The organism is Pseudoroseicyclus aestuarii, assembly GCF_003217255.1.
GTDB lineage: Bacteria > Pseudomonadota > Alphaproteobacteria > Rhodobacterales > Rhodobacteraceae > Pseudoroseicyclus > Pseudoroseicyclus aestuarii.
Map to the genome: position 1 here is coordinate 74360 of NZ_QJTE01000002.1, position 19701 is coordinate 94060.

Here is a 19701-nt window from a genome sequence, read left to right on the forward strand (position 1 = left end):
CACTCCTGATCGGGCGGGCGGCCAGACTACAGCGCCCGCGTCCGCCGGACCAGAGGGGGCGCCGGCGGAAAACCCGCCGGCGCCAGCGGCATCACGCCGCGGTGTCCGAGGACTCTTCGGCCTCGGCGCTGGATTTGGCCGGCACGAGGGCGCGCATGATCTCGGGCATCTCGATCGTGCCGACGGCCCGGCCGCGCCGCATCACGCGGAAGCGGCGATCCATCTGGCCCTGCGCATCGGCGATGACGCTTTCCAGCGTGGCATCGTGATCGACCTCGCCGGAGACCTCGCCCTCGGGCGGGGTCTTCTCCATCACCGAGCGGACGCGCAGAACGCGGGCCCGGTTAATGTCGGCCACGAAGTCCTCGATGTAGGGATCCGCCGGATCGAGAAGGATCTTCTGCGGCTCGCCCTGCTGCACGATGGCGCCGTTGTTCAGGATCACAAGGTGATCCGCCAGCTTCAGCGCCTCGTCGAGGTCGTGGGTGATGAAGACGATGGTCTTGTGCAGCTCGTCCTGAAGCTCGAGCAGCAGATCCTGCATGTCGGTGCGGATCAGCGGGTCGAGCGCCGAGAAAGCCTCGTCCATCAGCATGATGTCCGAGTTCGAGGTCAGCGCGCGGGCGATGCCGACACGCTGCTGCTGGCCGCCGGACAGCTGGTGCGGGTACTGGCCGCCGTAGCCGCCGAGGCCGACGCGGTCGAGCCACTTGTTCGCCTCGCCCTCGTATTCGGCGCGCTTGCGGCCACGGGTCGCCAGCGCCATGCCGGCGTTCTCGAGGACGGTGCGGTGCGGCAGAAGCGCGAACTTCTGGAACACCATCGACATGGATTCGCGGCGCAGCTTGCGCATCCGCCGCGTGTTCCATTTCAGGATGTCCTCGCCCTCGACCAGCACCTCGCCGGCGGTGGGTTCGATCAGCCGGTTCAGGTGGCGGATCAGGGTCGATTTCCCCGACCCCGAAAGCCCCATGATGACGGTGATCTCGCCTTCCTTGATGTCGACGTTGATGTCGTTGAGGCCGAGCACGTGGTTGCGGGTCTCGAGAAGATCGGCCTTGGACAGGCCGCCCTTCACGTCTTTCAGCGCAGAGGCCGGATCCTCGCCGAAGATCTTGTAGAGGTGCCGGATCGAAACCTTGATGTTCTTGTCAGTCATGATCTGGCTCCTCAGCGGCTGGACTGGCTGGCGTCGATGCGCGCCAGGGCAGCCTTGGTCACGCGGTCGAGCGCAATGGCCAGGACAACGATGCCGAAGCCGGCGACGAGGCCCACGCCCAGTTCAAGGTTCCGGATGCCGCGCAGCACGAGGATGCCAAGGCCCGGGGCCGAGACCATCGAGGCGATGACGACCATCGCGAGGCTCATCATGATCGTCTGGTTCACGCCGGCCATGATGTTGGGCAGGGCAAGCGGGATCTGGACGCCGAAGAGCTTCTGGTTGCGGGTCATGCCGAAGGCATCGGCGGCCTCGATCACGTCCTTGTCGACAAGGCGGATGCCGAGGTCGGTCAGGCGCACCACGGGAACGATGGCGTAGAGGATGACGGCGATGCCGTAGAGCTTCGGCTCGGTCACGCTGAACAGGAAGATCAGCGGGATCAGGTAGACGAAGGGCGGCAGCGTCTGCAGCATGTCGAGGATCGGAATGACGATCCGCTGCATCCGGTCACTGCGCGACATCAGGATGCCGATCGGCACGCCGATGAGCACGCAGATGAAGGCACAGACAAAGATGATCGCCAGCGTCTCCATCGCGTAGCCGTAGTGGTCCACGAAGGCGAGGATGGCGAGGAAGAGGGCGACGAGGCCGACGATCTTCCAGGCGCGGGTCACCGCGTAGACCAGCAGCAGCAGCACCGGCAGCATGATGAACCAGGGCGTCTGCGTCATGACGTACAGCATCTCGCGCAGCATCCAGCTGAGCGGCTGGGTCAGCGGGTCGACCACCACGCGCAGCCCGTCACGCAGCGCGAGGAAACCGGCCTCCAGACCCTGCGTCAGATCCCGTGTCTGCGGGATCGCGCCGCAAGCATCGTGGAGCGCATCGAGCGAAGGGAAGGGGAAGTCCCAGAACGAGGTGGTGTTCTCGGTGCCGCTGGTCTGCGCCAGCAGATCCGCCATCGACATCGGCGCGCCGGACGAACCGCCATCGCACCAGTTTCGCAGCCCCAGCGTGTCGAACACGCCGTCGTAGGTCGCCATGTATGATTTCGGACCGCCTGAGGTCCGCCCTGATTGTTTCTGGAAATACGAAACGGGGCCGCGCCTGGCGGCCCCGTTCGATGGCGAAGCGGCAAGGCCGCTCCGCCATCGTGATCGCCTTACTGCTGCAGCAGGGCGTTCAGGTTTTCACGCGCGCTGTCGCTGATCCAGCCGGACCAGACATCGGGCATCTCGGTCAGGAAGTGCACCGCGACCTCTTCGCCCGAGGCGTTGTTCTCGTCCTGCCAAGCCAGCAGACCGGACATGGTGTCGGTCTTGAAGGTCATGTTGCGGAAGAACTCCGTGACCTCGGGGTTGTTCTCGGCGAATTCGGTCGTGACCGAGGTCAGGATCGGCGCGGCCGGGAAGTCCGAGACCTGCGGATCAGGCGTGTCCTGGTTCTGCAGGGCGGTGAAGGCCTCTTCGTCGACGCCGCCAAGGTCGACACGGGTCATGTCGTACTTGCCGAGCGGAACGGTCGGGCCCCAGTAGTAGCCGAACCAGGGCTCACCGGCGCTGACGGCCGAACCCATCGACGAGGCGAGCGTCTCGCCGGAGCCGTGGTTGAAGACCTCAATGCCGGAGGATTCGAGATCCAGCGCGCGGACGAGGTTGTCCGACACGATCCGGCAGCCCCACCCGTCGGGGCAGTTGTTGAACTGGCTGCCGACCAGCTCGGGGTTCTCCATGATCCCCTCGATTGTGGTCAGCTCGGGGTGCTCTTCGGCGAGGGAGGTGGGGATCCACCAGCCTTCGACGCCGCCCGGATCGAGAACGCTGGTCAGGCGCTCCATCGTGCCGTTCTCTTCGAGGCTGGTATAGGCCTCACCGGCCGAGTTCAGCCAAAGGTTGGTGACGACGTCCGGCTCGCCGTTCTCGGAAACCGAGGTGATGGCCGGGATGGTGTCGGAGCTGACGAGGGTGACATCGCAGCCATAGCCCTGCTCGAGCAGGAACTGCGCGATGTTCGTGGTAACCTCGGCAGCGGCCCAGTTCATCTGGGCGATAGAGACTTCGCCGCACTGGCCGGCATCGTCCTGCGCCTGGGCACCGATCGGCAGAAGCAGAGCGGTCGCAACGGCGGCGGTCGACGTCATGGTCAGTTTACGCATGTCGTTCTCCAAAATCGTGAAAAGGAACCCGATGAACAGCAACGGAGCCGCAGTCGCGCAGGTGGCGCAGCGGGCCGCTTTTGGAAGGCGAGAGGCGCGCTTGCCGAAGCAGGCGGTGCCTCTGCTGTGATGTCCCGTCATCAGGCATTGGCGGGTATCTAGCGGAAAACCGCCCAGAAAGCAAACCGCTGGTGCCGTTTTCCGACATTTTGGCCTTCGATAGCGGCAAAACCCCTGCGCGGCGCACAAGAAAAAGGCACCTCGCGCAGGGCGCGGGTGCCTGATGGGCTTCTTGAGAAGCCTGCCGATGTGCGGCGGTCAGTAGAACAGGGCGATGTTGTTCCGCAGGATGATCTCGAGCGCGTAGATCGCCAGCAGCGCGACCAGCGGCGAGAGGTCGAGGCCGCCCATGTTCGGCAGGATGCGGCGCAGGGGCGCGTAGATCGGATCGAGCAGGCGCTGCAGGCCGTACCAGATCTGCGCCACCAGCGGCTGCTGCAGGTTCAGCACCTGGAAGCTGATCAGCCAGCTCATGATGAAGTGCGCGAAGATGAAGAACTTCGCGACGCTCAGGATGAGCATCAGGATCTGGAACAACGAGATCATGCAGGGCCCTTTACGGCAATGAAGGAGGCCCCGGTGAGGTAGGGATCGCGGGCGCAGAACGCAACAACCTTGCGTCACGCGGCGGCCCATCGCGTTGACGCGGCGCCGGTGCGCGGCAAAGCCTGCGATCCCGAAGGAGCCTGCCGATGTACCCTTTCCTGCGCCTGCTCTGGCAATTGTCGAAACACCGCGGCGATGCGCCGCTGCCGCCCCTGGGCACCCATGTCAGCACGCATCTGTGCCTGCCCTGGGACCTCGACCTCTGGCGCGAGCTGAACAACGGGCGGACGCTGACGCTTTACGACATGGGGCGCATCCCGCTCTCGGTTCGCACCGGGCTGAGCGGGGTGCTGCGCGAGCGGGGGCTGGGCATGGTCGTGGCCGGCGCCTCGGTCCGCTACCGCCGCCGGATCACCCTGATGCAGCGGGTGACGATGAAGAGCCGGGCGGTCTGCTGGGACGCGCGCTTCGTCTACATCGAACAATCGCTCTGGCGCCCGGACGGGGAGTGCGCCAACCACGTCCTGCTGCGCATGGCGGTGATCGCGGCGCAGGGACGGCGCGGCATCGTGCCGCCCGCCGAGGTCATGGCGCCGCTGGGGGCCGAAACCTCGCCCCCGATGCCGGGCTGGATCGCCGCCTGGGCCGAGGCCGAGGACAAGCGCCCCTGGCCGCCGATGCCGGACTAGGGGGAGCCGGGCGGCCGGGGCATCGAGCCCCGCCGCCCGGCGCCGCGGCTGCGCGCGGCCTCCTCCGACCCGGTGCCGCGCACAAGGCCGATTGCCCTGAGGTGGCCAGTGCTGTCATCTCCGCAGGAGCAGCAGCAGGAGCGGCGCGCATGGCGACAGAACCGGCCTCAGGGGCCCGGACCGCAGGGGAGCAGAAACGCCGCATCTGGGGCTGGATGTTCTTCGACTGGGCGCAGCAGCCCTATGCCACGCTGGGGCTGACCTTCGCCTTCGGCCCCTACTTCGCCGAGATCGCCGCCCGCCGCTACGGCGCCGAGGGGCTGGACCCGCAGGCGGCGGGCGCCGCCGCGCAGAGCCTGTGGTCGGTGGGGCAGACCCTCTCGGGCCTTGCCATCGCGCTGACGGCGCCGGTGCTGGGGGCCTGGGCCGATGCCTCGGGGCGCAAGCTGCCCTGGATCGCGGCGCTCTCGGTGATCGTGGTGGCCTGCTCTGCCGCGCTCTGGATGCTGACGCCGGACGGCGCGCTGCTGATCCCGGCGCTGATCCTGTTCTTCACCGGCTTTGCCGCGGGCGAGGCGGCGAACAACGTCGCCAATGCGATCCTGCCCTCTCTGGGCAGCGGGCGGCAGATCGGCCGCATCTCGGGCAGCGGGGCGGCCTTCGGCTACTGGGGCGGGGTCTTGTCGCTGCTCCTGATGCTGGGGCTGCTGGTCGACAATGCGGATGGGCTGACGCTGCTGGGCCGGGCGCCGGCGCTGGGCCTAGACGGTGCGGCGCGCGAGGGCACCCGCGCCGTGGGGCCGGTGATCGCGCTGTGGTACGCGGTCTTCATCATCCCCTTCTTCGTGCTGCTGCGCGACGTGCCGGCGCCGCAGCCGGCGCGCGAGCCGGTGCTGACACGGCTGCGCCGGCTCTGGGCGCAGGTGACCGGGCGGCGCAGCCTTGGCGCCTTTCTGCTGTCCTCCATGCTGTACCGGGACGCGCTGGGGGCGGTCTATGCCTTCGGCGGGGTCTATGCCACGCTGGTGCTGGGCTGGGAGGTGATCGACATCGGCATCTTCGGCGTGATCGGCGCCGTCGTCGCGGCGCTGGCCAGCTGGATCGGCGGGATCGCCGATCAGCGCGTCGGGCCCAAGCCGGTGATCATCGCCTCCGTCCTGATCCTGATCGCGGTCGGCTCGATCATCGTCGGCATGTCGCGCGAGGTGCTGTTCGGCGTGCCGCTGGCGCCCGGATCGCGCCTGCCCGACATCATCATGTACGTCTGCGGCGCGGCCATCGGCGGGGCTGGCGGGTCGCTCTATGCCGCCTCGCGCACCATGATGACCCGCCATGCCGACCCCGAGCGCCCGGCAGAGGCCTTTGGCCTTTTCGCGCTGTCGGGGCGGGCGACAGCCTTCCTCGCGCCGATGCTGATCGGTGTGGTCACTTATGCGACAGGCTCCACGCAACTTGGCTTCCTGCCGGTGATCGCGCTTTTCCTCCTCGCCCTCCTGCTGCTAGCCTGGGTCGACAAGGACGGAGACCGCCCGTGACCCCTAGCCTGCCCCGACTTCTCGCCTCCGGCGCCCTGGCGCTGGGCCTCGGCCTTGCGGCCTGCGGCCCTGCCTCCGGCCCCGGCGGCGCCGCGCTTCAGCGCAACCTGCTGCCCGCCGATCCGTCGCTGAATGCCGGCGACACACGGCTGGCCCAGCCTCTGCTGACCGCGCGCGCCACGCCCTCTGCCCATGGGCCCGAGGCGCTGGGCTTCTATTCCGCCGGCTGCCAGGCCGGCGCCCAGGCCCTGCCCGAAAGTGGGCCAACCTGGCAGGCGATGCGCCTGTCGCGCAACCGCTTCTGGGGCCAGCCCGACCTGATCGACTACATCGAGGATCTGTCCCGCGCCGCGGCCCAGCTTCCGGGCTGGGAGGGGATCTACGTCGGTGACATGAGCCAGCCGCGCGGCGGGCCGATGCCCGGCAGCCATGCCAGCCACCAGAACGGCATCGACGTCGACATCTGGCTCGACGCGCCGCAGCGGCTGGACCTGACCCGGGCCGAGCGCGAGGCGATCTCGGCCAGCAACTTCCAGCGCGGCAATGGCGCCTATTCCAACAGCGCCTGGACCCCGCAGCACGAGGCGCTTCTGCGCGCCGCGGCGAGCGATCCGCGGACGGAGCGGATCTTCATCTTCCCCGGCGCCAAGGTCTCGATGTGCGAGAATGCCACCGGCGACCGCAGCTGGCTGCGCAAGATCCGGCCCTGGTACGGGCATGCCGATCATATCCACGTGCGGCTGAACTGCCCCGCCGGCAATCCAGGCTGCGAGCCGCAGGATCCGATCCCGCCGGGCGACGGCTGCCAGGATGCGCGCGACTGGGTGAACAACATCCTGAACCCGCCGCCCCCCGATCCGAACTGGACCCCCGCGCCGCCGAAGCCGCCGGTCACCATGGCCTCGCTGCCGCCGCAATGCACCGCCGTGCTGAACAGCAACTGACCGGATGAGGCGCTGGATCCTCGCCGCGGCCCTTCTGGCCGCGGCCCCCGTCTGGGCGCAGGATGCCGGGAGGGCCGAGGTCTTTGCCTGGCGCGATGCGCCGGAGGGGACGGGCGGCTTTTCCGGCATCGAGGTGACGGATGACGGGGCGGGGTTCCTCGTCCTGTCCGACCGCACCTACCTGCTGCGCGGCAGCTTCACCCGCGACGAGGCGGGCCGGGTCACCGGCGCCACGACCGAGGAGCGGCTTCCCCTGCGCGGCCCCGGCGGCGCCGCCCTGCCCGGCGGGCGGGGCGACAGCGAGGGGCTGGCCCTCGATGCCGAGGGCGGCATCTGGATTAGCTTCGAAGGCCCGGCGCGGGTCCAGCGCGGCATCGGCCCCCCCGGCGAGACTGAGGTCCTGCCCAGCCCGCGCGAGTTCGCCGGCATGGGGCGCAACGCCGCGCTGGAGGCGCTGGCGATCGGGCCAAACGGCGCCATCTACACGATCCCCGAACGGGCCGGGCGCGCGGACCAGCCCTTCCCCGTCTTCCGCTACACCGATGGCGGCTGGACGATCCCCTTCTCGCTGCCGCGGATCGGCAACTTCGCGATAAGCGGGGCCGACATCGGCCCCGACGGGCGCCTTTACGTACTCGAAAGAGACTTCGTCGGGATCGGCTTTCGCAGCCGGGTGCGGCGCATGGCGTTGGACGGCACCAGTGCGGAGGTCCTGATCGAAAGCGGCATTCGGCAGTTCGACAACCTCGAGGGCATTTCCGTCTGGCGCGACGACGCGGGGGACCTGCGGCTGACGATGATCTCGGACGACAACCTCAACCCGCTGCAGCAGACCCAGATCGTCGAGCTGACGGTGCCCGAAGCCGGCCAAGGCCCCGCGCCCCAGCGTTGACGCCGCCCCGGCGCGGCGCTAAGCCGCGGCGCCGCCCGGGCTTACGCAGTTTTGCGCCAAGGCGGCCAAGTCGCCGCACCCTTGCCAAAACGGACCATAGCATCATGCGCCTTCTCCCCGGCATCGCCCTCATGGGGCTCGTCGTCGTTACATCGAACATCCTCGTCAATTTCCTGATCCTCGACGGGCTCTTGACCTGGGGCGCCGTCACCTATCCGATCGCCTTTCTCATCACCGACGTGACCAACCGCTGGTACGGGCCCGCCGCCGCGCGGCGCGTCGTGCTGGCCGGCTTCGTCACCGGCATCCTGTGCTCGCTGATCGGCACGCAGGTGCAGCTGGAATACGGCCCCGCCGTCACGCTGCGCGTCGCCGTCGCCTCGGGCGCCGGCTTCCTGGCGGCACAGCTTCTGGACGTCGGCGTCTTCGACCGGCTCCGGCAGGGCAGCTGGTGGCGCGCGCCCCTCGCCTCGACCCTCGTGGGGGCGAGCGTGGATACGGCGCTCTTCTTCACCATCTCCTTCGCGGGCTTCATCAGCTTCGGCCCCGCCGCCGATGCCGCGACCGCCTGGGGCCGCGAGGCCGCGCCGCTTCTGCTGGCCGGGCCCGAGGTGCCGCTTTGGGTCAGCCTCGCGCTGGCCGACTGGTGCGTGAAGATCACGCTGGCGATGATCGCGCTGATCCCCTTCCGCCTGATTATTAGGCAGCGCCCCTCTGCGCCGGCCTGAGGCCCTGCCGGAGACGCGGATCACGCGGCATTTTATTTGACATGCGCGTCCGGGGTGTCAGCCTGATCCATAGGCGAAACATCAGAAAGGAGGTGATCCAGTGTCTAAAGAGGTATTGGAGAAGGGTGTCGGGACAGCTCGGGGGACGCGCGACTGAGGCAGCCCTCGGTGGCAGTGACCTGCGGGTGGATACGGTCTAACCGGCCCACCTCCTGATCTTCTGGAAAGGGCCGTCCCATCGCCGGGGCGGCCCTTTTTTCATTGCGCAAGCCTAGAGGCCGACTTCCGCCTCGGCCTCGTCGATGGCGTCCAGGATCTGCGCCTCGAACTCGGCCCGGCCCAGCTGCTCCTCGAGCGACAGAAGCAGGTAATCGACGCCGAGGCTGACCGTGACGCCGCCGATGACCCCGCCGACAAAGGCCCCGACAACGGTGCCCGCACCGGGCACGACGCTGCCGATGGTCCCGCCGGCCAGCGCCCCGGCCGCCGCACCGCCGCCACCGCCGACCAGCTTGCCGCCGGCCAGCTTGGCCAGGGCCTGAGCGGCCAGCTTGACCGTGCCCTTCGCGCTGAGCTTGGCCATGACCTTCGCGCCGATGGCCCCGGCGAGCGCACCCCCGGCAAGGCCCCCGGCCCCGCTCAGGGCCAGACGCTCCGGCAGAGCAATGGCGCCCTCCGGCAGGGTCGGCAGGCCCAGGGGCGGGGCGACCAGCTGCACTGAAGCCCCCTCGGGCAGGTTCAGCGGATCGGCCAGCAGCGCGGCCCGCTGCGCCTCGAACCGCGCGGCGGCCTCTGCCGCCAAGGCGCGGGCCTGCGCCGCCTGCGCCTGCGCGGCATCGAAGGCCCCGCCGGCCAGCACCGTCTCGGTGAAGCGGTCCTGCAGGTAGGCCTCGGCATCCCCGATCAGCAGGTGGCCCGTGCGCAGGTATTCCGCCGGCAGGCTGTAGTACCAGTCGAGGAAGGCGGGCACCTGCCCGCGCGCGGCGTCGAAGCCGGCGGCCATGGCCTCTCCCAACTGGGCATCGGCGGCGTCGATCTCGGCCTGCACCTCGGCCCGCAGCGCCTCGAGGCGGGCCGTGGTGCCGGGGGCGAAGAAAGCATCGGCGATCCGCTCCGCCTCTATCGCCTGCCGTAGGCGCGCGGGCCCGGGCAGGCGCGGCACCGCCCCCTCCTGCCCCGGCAGCGCGGGGAGGTCGGCGGCGCCCGGCGCGCCCGGCGCTTGCGCCTGCAGCTGAACCTGCGGTCCGGCGGCGCCGGCCGCCCGCTCTCCCAGCGCGAGGCCCTCGGCCAGCACGGCCAAGGCCAGCACCGCGATGAAGCCGGCAAGTGCGACCTGCCCGCGGCGCAGCGGCGGCGGCACGGGGTCTGCGCTGGCGCCGAAAAGACGCCGCAACTCCGCCCGCCGCAGCAGGCAGGCGCCGAAGATCAACGCGAGCCCGAGGTAGTAGGCGAACCCCGCCGCCGCCTGCCAGAGCGTCACCGGCAGGCCCCAGCCCAGCCGCCCGGCATAGCCCGCCGCCGCGGCCTCGGCGCCCGAGAGGATCGCGGCGGCATCGGTGATCCAGGCGACGAGGGCCGAGGGCCCGTGGTAGCTGCCCTGCGCCGCGACCGCCGATGACAGCGCGCCGGGCAAAGCCGCCACGCCCACCGCCAGCCGCAGCGCCGTCAGCAGCACCGCCGCCAGCAGCGACCCGCCCCAGATCGCGGCGGCGGGCCGGGCAAAGGGTTTCAGCGCCGGCCCGACCATCCGCGTCGCGGCCCAGGCGCCCAGCGGCATCGCCAGCGCGGCAAGGCCGAGGTCGACCGTCACCAGCGCCCCGCGCCCCACCGCATCCGCCAACAGCGTCGCCCCCGCCCAGAGCGCCAGCGGTACCGCCAGCACCAGCCGCAGCGCCCAGCCCGAAAGCCAGCCGCGCCATGGCGCCCCCTCTTCGAACAGCGAGAGGAAATGCGCCCGCCGGACGGAGGCGAGGTAGGCCAGCGTCAGCCAGAGCGGCGCCGCGACGACCCCCGCCAGCAGCCCCGCCTCGAGCGCGCTCGCCGTGCCCGCGCGCGCCGCCAGCGCCCAGACGAGGGCGAGGATCGCGAGGACCCGGATCAGGTAAGCTGTGCCCCTCGTCACGCGGGCCCTCCCTCGACGCCCTGCGCCCAGCGGCTATTGTGCCGGGGACGCGGGACGGGTTTAGCGGCCTTCCGCGCGGAAGGCGACGGAAACGACGGGAACGGCAAGGGGGGCGCGCATGCTGCGCATCGACGACAGGATCGCGCTGGAGGAATGGGAGATTACGGAAAGCTTCGCCCGCGCCTCTGGCCCCGGCGGGCAGAACGTCAACAAGGTCTCGACCGCCGTCGAGCTGCGCTTCGAGGCCGAGCGCAGCCCCTCCCTCCCCGATCCCGTCAAGCGCCGCCTGCGCCGCCTTGCGGGCCGCCGCTGGACCGCCGAGGGCGCGGTGGTGATCTTCGTGCAGGACACCCGCTCTCAGGCCCGCAACCGCGAGCTGGCGCGCGAGCGTCTGGCCGAGCTGGTGCTGAAGGCGACCCATGTCCCGAAACGCCGCGTGCCGACGAAGCCGACCTACGGGTCGAAGATGCGGCGGCTGGAGGGGAAGAAGCAGCGGGGGCAGGTGAAGGCGCTGAGGGGGAAGGTGGAGTAATGAGCACTGCCGCAATTATAACAGCTCGGTAATTAAAGGCTCAGCCCACCCAAAACCTGAACAAAGCGCTTGCTATTAAATTAAGAGCTATAGCTGATAGTCCGGTCAGAGCAATCCATGCGATAAAAACTAATTTCGCCTTTCTTTGAGAGACTTTCTGTTCCGCAATAAGATTCTCATCACCTTTATTCAACAGGAGATACGACATAGGTCTCACCCTATCAACATACACCTCCAACGCCTTTCCGCAGACGTAACCTAGTGATGTAGCCATAACCAGACCAAGCAGCGCTGAATAAAGCAGTTCATTATACGTTTGCATATGGTGAGCTGTAGGCTCGCTCGTTGATAGCAGCACAGGCTGTGCGGCAATATAGTAAAGCACCGAAACTAGCAGAGCGGCGGAACATATGCTGATAGTTAGGAAGTGAAAGTGATGACTGTGGCGCTGAAGAAACTTTAGCCACGCCGGCTTCTCAACAATGGTAAGGCTATCAACCCATTCAGAAACCTGCGCTTGGAAGTGCCTAGCTGCCGCATAGTCTACATACGTTATTTTTGAATGGCCGTGCAGATTTTGCGCCATGAGGCCTAGGGAATAATTTCCATAGTCCGTGGTTTTGGCTTTACGAAACGCCCCGACCGGTGATGGTAGATCCACCTCAAGCTTATACTGAAGCGTCTGATTACTACCAGCCGGTATCAAAATAAAGTTGTACTCCAGCGTAAGATTTAAAGTGGCAGACGGGTTTCCGACATTGAACAACTTAAATCTAGAGAAGCTACTAAAAACCTCCCTTTGGCCATTGACGTAGACCACTGTGACAGCGCAATTGCCGATCTTGGCTCCATATGAAGCTAGGCACTGCTCGATCTTGAAATTCAGCTGAATGAGATCTTCAAACGATATGCGATACCCCGGACCGATGCAGTCCCGCAGCTGCTCCTTTCGACCAGTGAGTTCGTTGTAGATCGACTGCAAATCGTGAAAAGTGAGGGAAGTATTTGACTGCCCAATATTAACAATTTCTTCGTTATGACCGTCTGCCAAACCGAATCACCCCCCCTAAAAAACACTAGGGGCTATACTAGTGGTTGAAATTCACACCACAACCTCCCGCTCCGCCTGCGCCCCGACCCCAAACACCCGCTTGTAGCGCGCCACTTCCGCCTCCGGGCCCATGGCCTTGCGCGGGTTGTCCGAGAGCTTGACCGTCGGGCGGCCCTCGGCGGCGACGGCCTTGCAGACGAGGGAGAAGGGCGCCAGCGCGTCGCCCTTCGTCAGGCCGATGAAATCGTTGGTCAGCAGCGTGCCCCAGCCGAAGCTGACCTTGACCCGCCCCGAAAACCGCTGCGCGAGGGAAGTCATGGCCGCGACGTCCAGCCCGTCCGAGAAGATGACCAGCTTCTCGCGAGGGTCCTCGCCGCGGCTTTCCCACCAGCGGATCGCGGTCTCGGCGGCCTGCACCGGATCGCCGCTGTCGATGCGGATCCCGGTCCATGAGGTCAGCCAGTCCGGCGCATGCTCCAGAAACCCCGGCGTGCCGTAGGTGTCGGGCAGGATGATGCGCAGGTTGCCCTCGTGCTCTTCCTGCCAGTCGCGCAGCACTTCGTAGGGGGTACGGGCCAGCGCCTCGTCGCCCTCGGCGAGGGCGGCATAGACCATCGGCAGCTCGTGCGCATTGGTGCCGATCGCCTCGAGGTCGCGGTTCTTGGCGATCAGGCAGTTCGAGGTGCCGGTAAAGGCCTCGCCCAGCCCCTCGGTCATCGCCTGCACGCACCAGTCCTGCCAGAGGAAGGAGTGCCGGCGCCGGGTGCCGAAATCGGCGATCTTCAGGTCGGGCACCTCGCGCAGCACCTCGATCTTTTCCCACAGCTTGGTCATCGCGCGGGCGTAGAGCACCTGAAGCTCGAAGCGGCCCATGCGCTCCAGCACGGCGCGGGAGCGCAGCTCCATCAGCACGGACAGCGCCGGGATCTCCCACAGCATGACCTCGGGCCAGGTGCCCTCGAAGGTCAGCTCGTACTGGCCGTCCTTCTTTTCCAGCTGGTAGGGCGGCAGGCGCAGCCCCTCGAACCAATCCATGAACTCGGGCCGGAACATCTGCCGCTTGCCGTAGAAGGTATTGCCCCGCATCCATGTGCTTTCCCCGCGGCTGAGCGAGAGGGAGCGGATGTGATCGAGCTGCTGGCGCAGCTCTCCCTCGTCGATCAGCTCGGCCAGGCGCACGTCCTTCGAGCGGTTGATCAGCGAGAAGGTGACCCGCGTGTTGCGGTGCCGCAGGAACACCGTCTGGCACATCAGCAGCTTGTAGAAATCGGTATCGATCAGGGATCGGACGATCGGGTCGATCTTCCAGCGGTGGTTCCAGACGCGCTCGGCGATATCGACCATCAAGGCCTCCCATTCCTCGGACAGGGACTAGGGCAGAGCGGGGCGGGCTTGTAAAGTCGCCGGAACGGCCCCTGCCCCGGCGCGTTTGCCCCGCAGCCGATCAGACAGGAGGTCCAGCCATGACCGAACCGACCCAGAGCCGCCCGGGCGAGGCCCCCGCGGGTGATCCCAGCACAGCCGAGCAAGGCAGCGGCGAGACCATGCGCGTGGTGCGGCTGCACCGCTTCGGCGGGCCAGAGGTGCTGCAGCTCGACGAGGTGGAGCGGCCGGTGCCCGGGCCGGGACAGCTTTTGGTGCGGGTCTTCGCCTCCAGCGTGAACCCGGTGGACTGGAAGATCCGCGAGGGCGGCTTTCCGCCCGTGGGCGAGGACGCCCTGCCCTTCGCCATGGGACGCGACGTCTCGGGCGTCGTCGCGGCGCGCGGCCAGGGCATCGACAGCTTCGATGACGGCGCCGAGGTCATCGCGATGACGCGGATCGGCCGCGGCGCCTATGCGCAATACGCCATCGTCGAGCCGGGCGATGCCGCCGCCAAGCCCGCCTCCCTAGGCCACGAGGAGGCCGCCTGCCTGCCGCTGGCCGGGCTGACCGCCTGGCAGGCCCTGATCGACCACGGCGGGCTGCAGGAGGGGCAGCGGGTGCTGATCCAGGGCGCCAGCGGCGGCGTCGGCCATGTCGCGGTGCAGATCGCGCGAGACCGCGGCGCCGAGGTCATCGTCACCGCCCGCAGCGAGGATGAGGCCTTCCTCAAGGAATGCGGCGCCGCCGAGGTGATCGACTACCGCTCCGAGCGGTTCGAGGATCGCGCGGGCGCGGTGGATCTCGTGATCGACCTCGTGGGGGGTGAGACGCTCTCCCGCTCCTACGGCGTGCTCAAGCAGGGCGGCCGGCTGGTCTCGGTCGTGGCAAAGCCGGACGAGGCGGCGCTGGCAGAGCGCGGCGCGACCGGCACGATCTTCATGGCCGACGAAAGCGGTGTCCAGCTCGACGAGCTCATGCGGATGGTCGAGCAGGGCCGGCTGACGCTGCGCCTCGACCGAAGCTACCCGCTGGACAAGGCCGCCGAGGCGCAGGAGGCCCAGAAGACAGAGCATGTGCAGGGCAAGATCGCCCTCAGCATCCCCTGACGCGCCGGGTGGCGGTCAGAGCACCGTCACCCCCGCCGCCGCCATCCGGTCCAGCATCGCCGCGCGGCTGCCGCGCAGGTCGATGGCCCGCGACAGGGCCGCCGGCACGGTGACGCGGTAGCCCAGCGCCGCCGCGTCCAGCGCCGACCAGGCGACGCAGTAATCGAGGGCGAGGCCCACCAGCGTCACCGCCTCGATCCCCCCGGCCCGCAGCATCTCGTGCAGGCCGGTCGGCGTCTCGTGGTCGTTCTCGAAGAAGGCGGAGTAGCTGTCGATATCGGGGCGGAAGCCCTTGCGCACCACGGCGCCCACATCGCGCAGGTCCGGGTGGAAGGCCGCGCCGGGCGTGTCCTGCACGCAGTGGTCGGGCCAGAGGACCTGCGGGCCATAGGGCATCTCGATCTCGTCGAAAGGCGCCCGCCCGTCATGGCTCGAGGCAAAGCTGGAATGGCCGGGCGTGTGCCAGTCCTGCGTGCGGATGACGGTGGCGAAGTCCTCCATGGCGGCATTGATGCCGGGGATGACGGCGTCCCCCTCCTCGACCGGCAGGGCGCCGCCGGGGCAGAAGTCGTTCTGCACGTCGATCACGATCAGGGCTTCGGTGGCGTCACGCATGGCAGTCTCCTCATGTCTCGCCTTGGGCACGGCCAGAGGCCGGCAGATGGTCCAGCGCCTGCACCACGGCATCGGCCGCACGCTCCAGCCCCGGCGCGTCGAGTGTCTCGGCCTCCACGGCGGCGAGCAGCGGGCGGTCGTGCGCCGCGCGCGAGCGGCTGTACGAAGGGTCATAGTGATCCACCATCAGCGCCTCGGCCAGCGCGACATGCCGCCCCTCGGACAGCAGGCCCTGCCAGCGTTCGACCACCTCGTGGCCGCGGATGCGGCGCAACTGATCGAGAAGGGCGGCAAGGCGCGCTCGATCGGCGCTGACATCGGCATAGGCGCTGGCAAGGAACTTCGCCCGCGCCTCTATCGGGGCCCGTATCTCGATCCGCGGCGCTTCCCCCATCTGCGCCCAGACCGAGGGCGGCAGGATCAGATCGCCGACCTTGCTGCTCTCGGCCTCGACCAGCACGGGGCGGGCGGGATCGAGGCGCGCGAAAGCGGCGGCAAGCGCGCTTTCGAACCCCTTCTGCGCCGGCTGCCCGCCTGCCATGGCCCCGAGGAGCGAGCCGCGATGCCGGGCCAGCCCCTCGAGGTCGACGACCTGCACCCCGCGCGCCTCCAGCAGCGGCAGGAGGGCCGTCTTGGCGGTGCCGGTATAACCGTCGAGCAGCACGAGGCGGTGCGGCAGCGGGGTGTCGTAGAGCATCTCCGTCACCGCCCGGCGCCAGGCCTTGTAGCCGCCCTCCAGCACCTCGGCGCGCCAGCCGATCTGGGAAAGGATGCTGGCGAAACTGCCCGAGCGTTGCCCGCCGCGCCAGCAATGCACCAAGGGGCGCCAGCGGTAGGGACGGTCGGCCAGCGGCCCCTCGATATGACGGGCGGCATTGGCGGCAACCAGCGCGGCGCCGATCTTGCGGGCCTCGAAGGGGGCGACCTGCTTGTAGATGGTGCCGACGCGCGCCCGTTCCTCGTTCGAGAGCACCGGCAGGTTGATGGCGCCCGGAATCCGGTCCTCGGCGAACTCGGCCGGAGAGCGGACGTCGATCACCTCGTCATAGGGATGGTCGAGAAACTCGGTCACGCGGCTGAGCTGGGCGGTCATGGCGGCCTCCTGCGGGGACGGGGCGTCATACCGCGCCGGGCGGGGGCCGGAAAGGCCCGGACGGCAAAGGGGACGCCGCATCCGGCGCCCCCTTCTTCTCTTTGCAAATATCCCGGGGGGCTGCGGGGGGCTGGCCCCCCGCTCCGCCGGCTCAGCCCTCGTCGACGTCGAAGACCAGCGTGGTGACCTGCTGGAAGAGGCCGGTGTCGCGCAGCTTCTGCTGCACCGGCTGCGGCACCTCGTCATCCACGTAGAGAAGCGCGATGGCCTGCCCCTCCTTGGTGTTTCGCCCCAGCGTGAAGTTGGCGATGTTCACGCCGTTCTCGCCCAGCGTCACGCCCAGCGTGCCGATCACCCCGGGCTTGTCGCTGTTGGTGGTATAAAGCATGTGGCGCCCGATCTCGGCATCGACGTTGATGCCCTTGATCTGGATGAAGCGCGGCTTGCCGTCCGAGAAGACGGTCCCGGCGACGGACCGCTCGCGATCCTCGGTGACGATGGTCACCTTCACGTAGCCCTCGTAGGTGCCGGACTGGTCCTGCCGGGTGGTGGAGATCTGGATCCCCTTCTCCTTGGCCATGACCGGGGCCGAGACCATGTTCACGTCCGGATTGGCCTTGCGCATGATGCCCGCGACGACGGCGGCGTTCAGCGCGGCAAGGTTCAGCTCCGCCGCCTCGCCGTCGTACAGGATGTTGATCGCCTTGATCGGCTCGGGCGTCATCTGCCCGGTGAAGTTGCCGAGGTGGCCGGCGAGGTTGATCCAGGGGCCCATGATCTTCGCCTCTTCGGCGCTGATCGAGGGCATGTTGATCGCATTGGTCACGGCACCCGTCAGCAGGTAGTCCGACATCTGCTCGGCCACCTGCAGGGCGACGTTCTCCTGCGCCTCGGAGGTCGCGGCGCCGAGGTGCGGCGTGACGACGACATTGGGCAGGCCGAAGAGCGGGCTCTCCGTCGCGGGCTCTTCCGCGAAGACGTCGAAGGCGGCGCCGGCAACGCGGCCCTCCTTCAGCGCCTCGGCCAGCGCCACCTCGTCCACCAGACCGCCGCGGGCGCAGTTGACGATGCGCACGCCGGGCTTGAGCTTGGCGATGTTCTCGCGGCTCAGCACGTTGCGCGTCTGGTCGGTCAACGGGACGTGCATGGTCAGGAAATCGGCCCGGCCCAGCAGGGCATCAAGCTCGACCTTCTCGACGCCCAGCTCGGTGGCGCGGTCCTCGGACAGGAAGGGGTCATAGGCCACGACCTTCATCTTCAGCCCGCGCGCGCGGTCGATGACGATGGAGCCGATGTTGCCGGCGCCGATCACGCCAAGGGTCTTGCCGGTCAGCTCGACCCCCATGAACTTCGACTTCTCCCACTTGCCGGCATGGGTGCTGGCGCTGGCCTCGGGGATCTGCCGGGCGACGGCGAACATCATCGCGATGGCATGTTCGGCCGTGGTGATCGAATTGCCGAAGGGCGTGTTCATCACGATGATGCCGCGCTTGGAGGCGGCGGGAATGTCGACGTTGTCGACGCCGATGCCGGCGCGGCCGATCACCTTGAGGTTGGAGGCCTGCTCGATCAGCTTTTCGGTGGCCTTGGTGGCGCTGCGGATGGCGAGGCCGTCGTACTGGTCGATGATTGCGGCCAGCGCCTCCTTGTCCTTGCCGAGCTTGGGCTGGAAATCGACCTCGATCCCGCGGTCGCGGAAGATCTGGACGGCGGCATCCGACAGGGCGTCGGAGATGAGAACCTTGGGCATGGAATGCTCCTTGCGGGCCGGGGCGGCGGGGTGAACCCCGCCCTACCCCGGATGGGATGTTGTGAAAGGCTGGCGTAGGGCGGGCTTCAGCCCGCCACCGCCGCCTGCGCGTCGATCTCGGCCTCGAAGGCCTGCTCGATCCAGGGCATCAGCGCCTGAAGGTCGCTGGTCTCGACCGTCGCGCCGCACCAGATCCGCAGCCCCGCCGGCGCATCGCGATAGGCGCCGATGTCATAGGCTACGCCCTCGGCCTCGAGCCGCTTGGCCACGGCCTTGGCGAAAGCCGCGCCGTCCGTGATGCGACCGTCGGTGAACTTCAGGCAGACCGAGGTGTTCGACCGCGTCGCCGGATCCTGCGCGAGGTTGGCGATCCAGTCGCGTCCCTCGCAGAAATCCCAGAGCACCTTGGCATTGGCATCGGCGCGGGCCATCAGCCCCGCCAGCCCGCCGACCGACTGGCCCCATTTCAGCGCGACGAGGTAATCCTCGACCGCCAGCATGGAGGGGGTGTTGATCGTCTCGCCCTTGAAGATGCCCTCGATCAGCTTGCCGCCCTTGGTCATGCGGAAGATCTTCGGCAGCGGCCAGGCGGGGGTATAGCTCTCCAGCCGCTCCACCGCGCGGGGCGAAAGGACGAGCATGCCATGCGCCGCCTCGCCGCCCATCACCTTCTGCCAGGAGAAGGTCGCCACATCGAGCTTGTCCCAGGGCAGGTCCTGCGCGAAGGCGGCGCTGGTGGCATCGCATATGGTCAGGCCAGCCCGATCCGCCGGGATCGCATCGCCATTCGGCACGCGCACGCCCGAGGTGGTGCCGTTCCAGGTAAAGACGACGTCGGTGTCGAAATCGACCTCCTTCAGGTCGACGATTTCGCCGTACTCGGCGGTCTTGATCTCGGCCTCGATCTTCAGCTGCTTGACCACGTCGGTGACCCAGCCGGCGCCGAAGCTTTCCCAGGCGAGCATCGTCGCCGGGCGCGCACCCAGCAGCGACCACATCGCCATCTCGACCGCCCCGGTGTCCGAGGCGGGAACGATGCCGATGCGGTAGTCCTCGGGGATGCCCAGGACCTCGCGCGTCAACTCGATCGCCTCGGCGAGCTTGGCCTTGCCGATAGCGGCGCGGTGCGAGCGGCCCAGGGGCGCGTCCGACAGCTGATCGAGCGAGAATGTGGGGATCTTGGCACATGGGCCGGACGAAAAACGCGGATTTGCCGGCCGCGTGGCCGGAGGCGTGGTGACCATTGCTGGTATCCTTACAGATATGCGCCCTTCGTTGGGGAAGGGTGTCCCACCGCCGGACATAGCGCCGCCCGATGCCTTCCGCAACGGAGAGGATCGTTCTAAATGGCGCGAC

The 19701-nt window shown here is 68.1% G+C and carries 18 protein-coding genes; 7 read left to right on the forward strand and 11 right to left on the reverse strand.

What is annotated here, in order from left to right; all coding sequences use genetic code 11:
- Positions 1–91: 91 nt before the first annotated feature.
- The 4 genes from DFP88_RS05125 to DFP88_RS05140 form a co-directional block, all read right to left on the reverse strand.
- Positions 92–1159, reverse strand: a complete 1068-nt coding sequence (locus DFP88_RS05125) for a betaine/proline/choline family ABC transporter ATP-binding protein (RefSeq protein WP_110813401.1) — start codon at positions 1157–1159, stop codon at positions 92–94.
- An 11-nt stretch (positions 1160–1170) separates the two neighbouring features.
- Positions 1171–2205 (reverse strand): ABC transporter permease, encoded by a 1035-nt coding sequence (locus DFP88_RS05130; protein ID WP_110813402.1) that lies wholly within the window; start codon positions 2203–2205, stop codon positions 1171–1173.
- A gap of 119 nt (positions 2206–2324) precedes the next feature.
- Positions 2325–3317, reverse strand: coding sequence for an ABC transporter substrate-binding protein (locus DFP88_RS05135; RefSeq protein ID WP_110814141.1), 993 nt, complete (start codon positions 3315–3317; stop codon positions 2325–2327).
- Positions 3318–3635: 318 nt separating this feature from the next.
- Complete coding sequence (locus tag DFP88_RS05140; RefSeq protein ID WP_110813403.1) at positions 3636–3923, reverse strand: YggT family protein; 288 nt, start codon at positions 3921–3923, stop codon at positions 3636–3638.
- 146 nt (positions 3924–4069) lie between these two features.
- Here DFP88_RS05140 and DFP88_RS05145 point away from each other — a divergent pair, with 146 nt between their 5' ends.
- From DFP88_RS05145 to DFP88_RS05165, 5 genes are all read left to right on the forward strand, one after another.
- Complete coding sequence (locus DFP88_RS05145) at positions 4070–4612, forward strand: acyl-CoA thioesterase (protein WP_110813404.1); 543 nt, start codon at positions 4070–4072, stop codon at positions 4610–4612.
- A 149-nt stretch (positions 4613–4761) separates the two neighbouring features.
- On the forward strand, positions 4762–6147 hold the full coding sequence (locus DFP88_RS05150) for an MFS transporter (protein ID WP_110813405.1): 1386 nt from the start codon (positions 4762–4764) through the stop codon (positions 6145–6147).
- Positions 6144–7091 carry a penicillin-insensitive murein endopeptidase gene (gene mepA, locus DFP88_RS05155; protein WP_245904703.1) on the forward strand — a complete coding sequence of 316 codons (948 nt, stop codon included), beginning with the start codon at positions 6144–6146 and terminating at the stop codon, positions 7089–7091. Before DFP88_RS05150 ends, mepA begins: the two co-directional genes overlap by 4 nt.
- Positions 7092–7095: 4 nt before the next feature.
- Entirely contained in the window at positions 7096–7983 is an 888-nt protein-coding gene (locus DFP88_RS05160; protein ID WP_110813406.1) for an esterase-like activity of phytase family protein, read from the forward strand.
- Positions 7984–8087: 104 nt separating this feature from the next.
- Entirely contained in the window at positions 8088–8711 is a 624-nt protein-coding gene (locus DFP88_RS05165) for a queuosine precursor transporter (protein WP_110813407.1), read from the forward strand.
- A gap of 271 nt (positions 8712–8982) precedes the next feature.
- Here the strand turns inward: DFP88_RS05165 and DFP88_RS05170 are convergent, their stop codons facing one another.
- Positions 8983–10833, reverse strand: coding sequence for a hypothetical protein (locus DFP88_RS05170; protein ID WP_110813408.1), 1851 nt, complete (start codon positions 10831–10833; stop codon positions 8983–8985).
- Between the two features lie 118 nt (positions 10834–10951).
- On the opposite strand from DFP88_RS05170, the gene arfB reads away from it, so the two are divergent.
- Positions 10952–11365 (forward strand): alternative ribosome rescue aminoacyl-tRNA hydrolase ArfB, encoded by a 414-nt coding sequence (gene arfB, locus DFP88_RS05175; protein WP_110813409.1) that lies wholly within the window; start codon positions 10952–10954, stop codon positions 11363–11365.
- A gap of 40 nt (positions 11366–11405) precedes the next feature.
- On the opposite strand, the gene DFP88_RS16820 is transcribed toward arfB, so the two are convergent.
- Positions 11406–12416 (reverse strand): hypothetical protein, encoded by a 1011-nt coding sequence (locus tag DFP88_RS16820; RefSeq protein WP_146227424.1) that lies wholly within the window; start codon positions 12414–12416, stop codon positions 11406–11408.
- A gap of 51 nt (positions 12417–12467) precedes the next feature.
- A complete protein-coding gene (gene pncB, locus DFP88_RS05180) occupies positions 12468–13760 on the reverse strand; it encodes a nicotinate phosphoribosyltransferase (RefSeq protein WP_110813410.1) in 1293 nt (430 codons plus the stop codon).
- 119 nt (positions 13761–13879) lie between these two features.
- Here pncB and DFP88_RS05185 point away from each other — a divergent pair, with 119 nt between their 5' ends.
- A complete protein-coding gene (locus DFP88_RS05185) occupies positions 13880–14887 on the forward strand; it encodes an NADP-dependent oxidoreductase (protein ID WP_110813411.1) in 1008 nt (335 codons plus the stop codon).
- Between the two features lie 15 nt (positions 14888–14902).
- Here the strand turns inward: DFP88_RS05185 and pncA are convergent, their stop codons facing one another.
- From pncA to DFP88_RS05205, 4 genes are all read right to left on the reverse strand, one after another.
- Positions 14903–15502 (reverse strand): bifunctional nicotinamidase/pyrazinamidase, encoded by a 600-nt coding sequence (gene pncA, locus DFP88_RS05190; protein WP_110813412.1) that lies wholly within the window; start codon positions 15500–15502, stop codon positions 14903–14905.
- 10 nt (positions 15503–15512) lie between these two features.
- Entirely contained in the window at positions 15513–16595 is a 1083-nt protein-coding gene (mnmH, locus tag DFP88_RS05195) for a tRNA 2-selenouridine(34) synthase MnmH (protein ID WP_110813413.1), read from the reverse strand.
- Between the two features lie 151 nt (positions 16596–16746).
- Positions 16747–18345, reverse strand: coding sequence for a phosphoglycerate dehydrogenase (gene serA / locus DFP88_RS05200; protein WP_110813414.1), 1599 nt, complete (start codon positions 18343–18345; stop codon positions 16747–16749).
- An 86-nt stretch (positions 18346–18431) separates the two neighbouring features.
- The gene (locus DFP88_RS05205) at positions 18432–19589 is read right to left on the reverse strand and encodes a phosphoserine transaminase (RefSeq protein WP_110813415.1); all 1158 of its coding nucleotides are present in this window, start codon (positions 19587–19589) and stop codon (positions 18432–18434) included.
- Positions 19590–19701 lie beyond the last annotated feature (112 nt).

Bases quoted from the DNA above. Each gene is read 5' to 3' on its own strand.
- DFP88_RS05135 (WP_110814141.1), bottom strand. From the start codon at position 3,317: ATGCGTAAACTGACCATGACGTCGACCGCCGCCGTTGCGACCGCTCTG.
- pncA (WP_110813412.1), bottom strand. From the start codon at position 15,502: ATGCGTGACGCCACCGAAGCCCTGATCGTGATCGACGTGCAGAACGAC.
- serA (WP_110813414.1), bottom strand. From the start codon at position 18,345: ATGCCCAAGGTTCTCATCTCCGACGCCCTGTCGGATGCCGCCGTCCAG.
- mnmH (WP_110813413.1), bottom strand. From the start codon at position 16,595: ATGACCGCCCAGCTCAGCCGCGTGACCGAGTTTCTCGACCATCCCTAT.
- DFP88_RS05145 (WP_110813404.1), top strand. From the start codon at position 4,070: ATGTACCCTTTCCTGCGCCTGCTCTGGCAATTGTCGAAACACCGCGGC.
- DFP88_RS05125 (WP_110813401.1), bottom strand. From the start codon at position 1,159: ATGACTGACAAGAACATCAAGGTTTCGATCCGGCACCTCTACAAGATC.
- DFP88_RS05150 (WP_110813405.1), top strand. From the start codon at position 4,762: ATGGCGACAGAACCGGCCTCAGGGGCCCGGACCGCAGGGGAGCAGAAA.
- DFP88_RS05205 (WP_110813415.1), bottom strand. From the start codon at position 19,589: ATGGTCACCACGCCTCCGGCCACGCGGCCGGCAAATCCGCGTTTTTCG.
- DFP88_RS05140 (WP_110813403.1), bottom strand. From the start codon at position 3,923: ATGATCTCGTTGTTCCAGATCCTGATGCTCATCCTGAGCGTCGCGAAG.
- arfB (WP_110813409.1), top strand. From the start codon at position 10,952: ATGCTGCGCATCGACGACAGGATCGCGCTGGAGGAATGGGAGATTACG.
- DFP88_RS05130 (WP_110813402.1), bottom strand. From the start codon at position 2,205: ATGGCGACCTACGACGGCGTGTTCGACACGCTGGGGCTGCGAAACTGG.
- DFP88_RS05185 (WP_110813411.1), top strand. From the start codon at position 13,880: ATGACCGAACCGACCCAGAGCCGCCCGGGCGAGGCCCCCGCGGGTGAT.
- DFP88_RS05160 (WP_110813406.1), top strand. From the start codon at position 7,096: ATGAGGCGCTGGATCCTCGCCGCGGCCCTTCTGGCCGCGGCCCCCGTC.
- pncB (WP_110813410.1), bottom strand. From the start codon at position 13,760: ATGGTCGATATCGCCGAGCGCGTCTGGAACCACCGCTGGAAGATCGAC.
- DFP88_RS05165 (WP_110813407.1), top strand. From the start codon at position 8,088: ATGCGCCTTCTCCCCGGCATCGCCCTCATGGGGCTCGTCGTCGTTACA.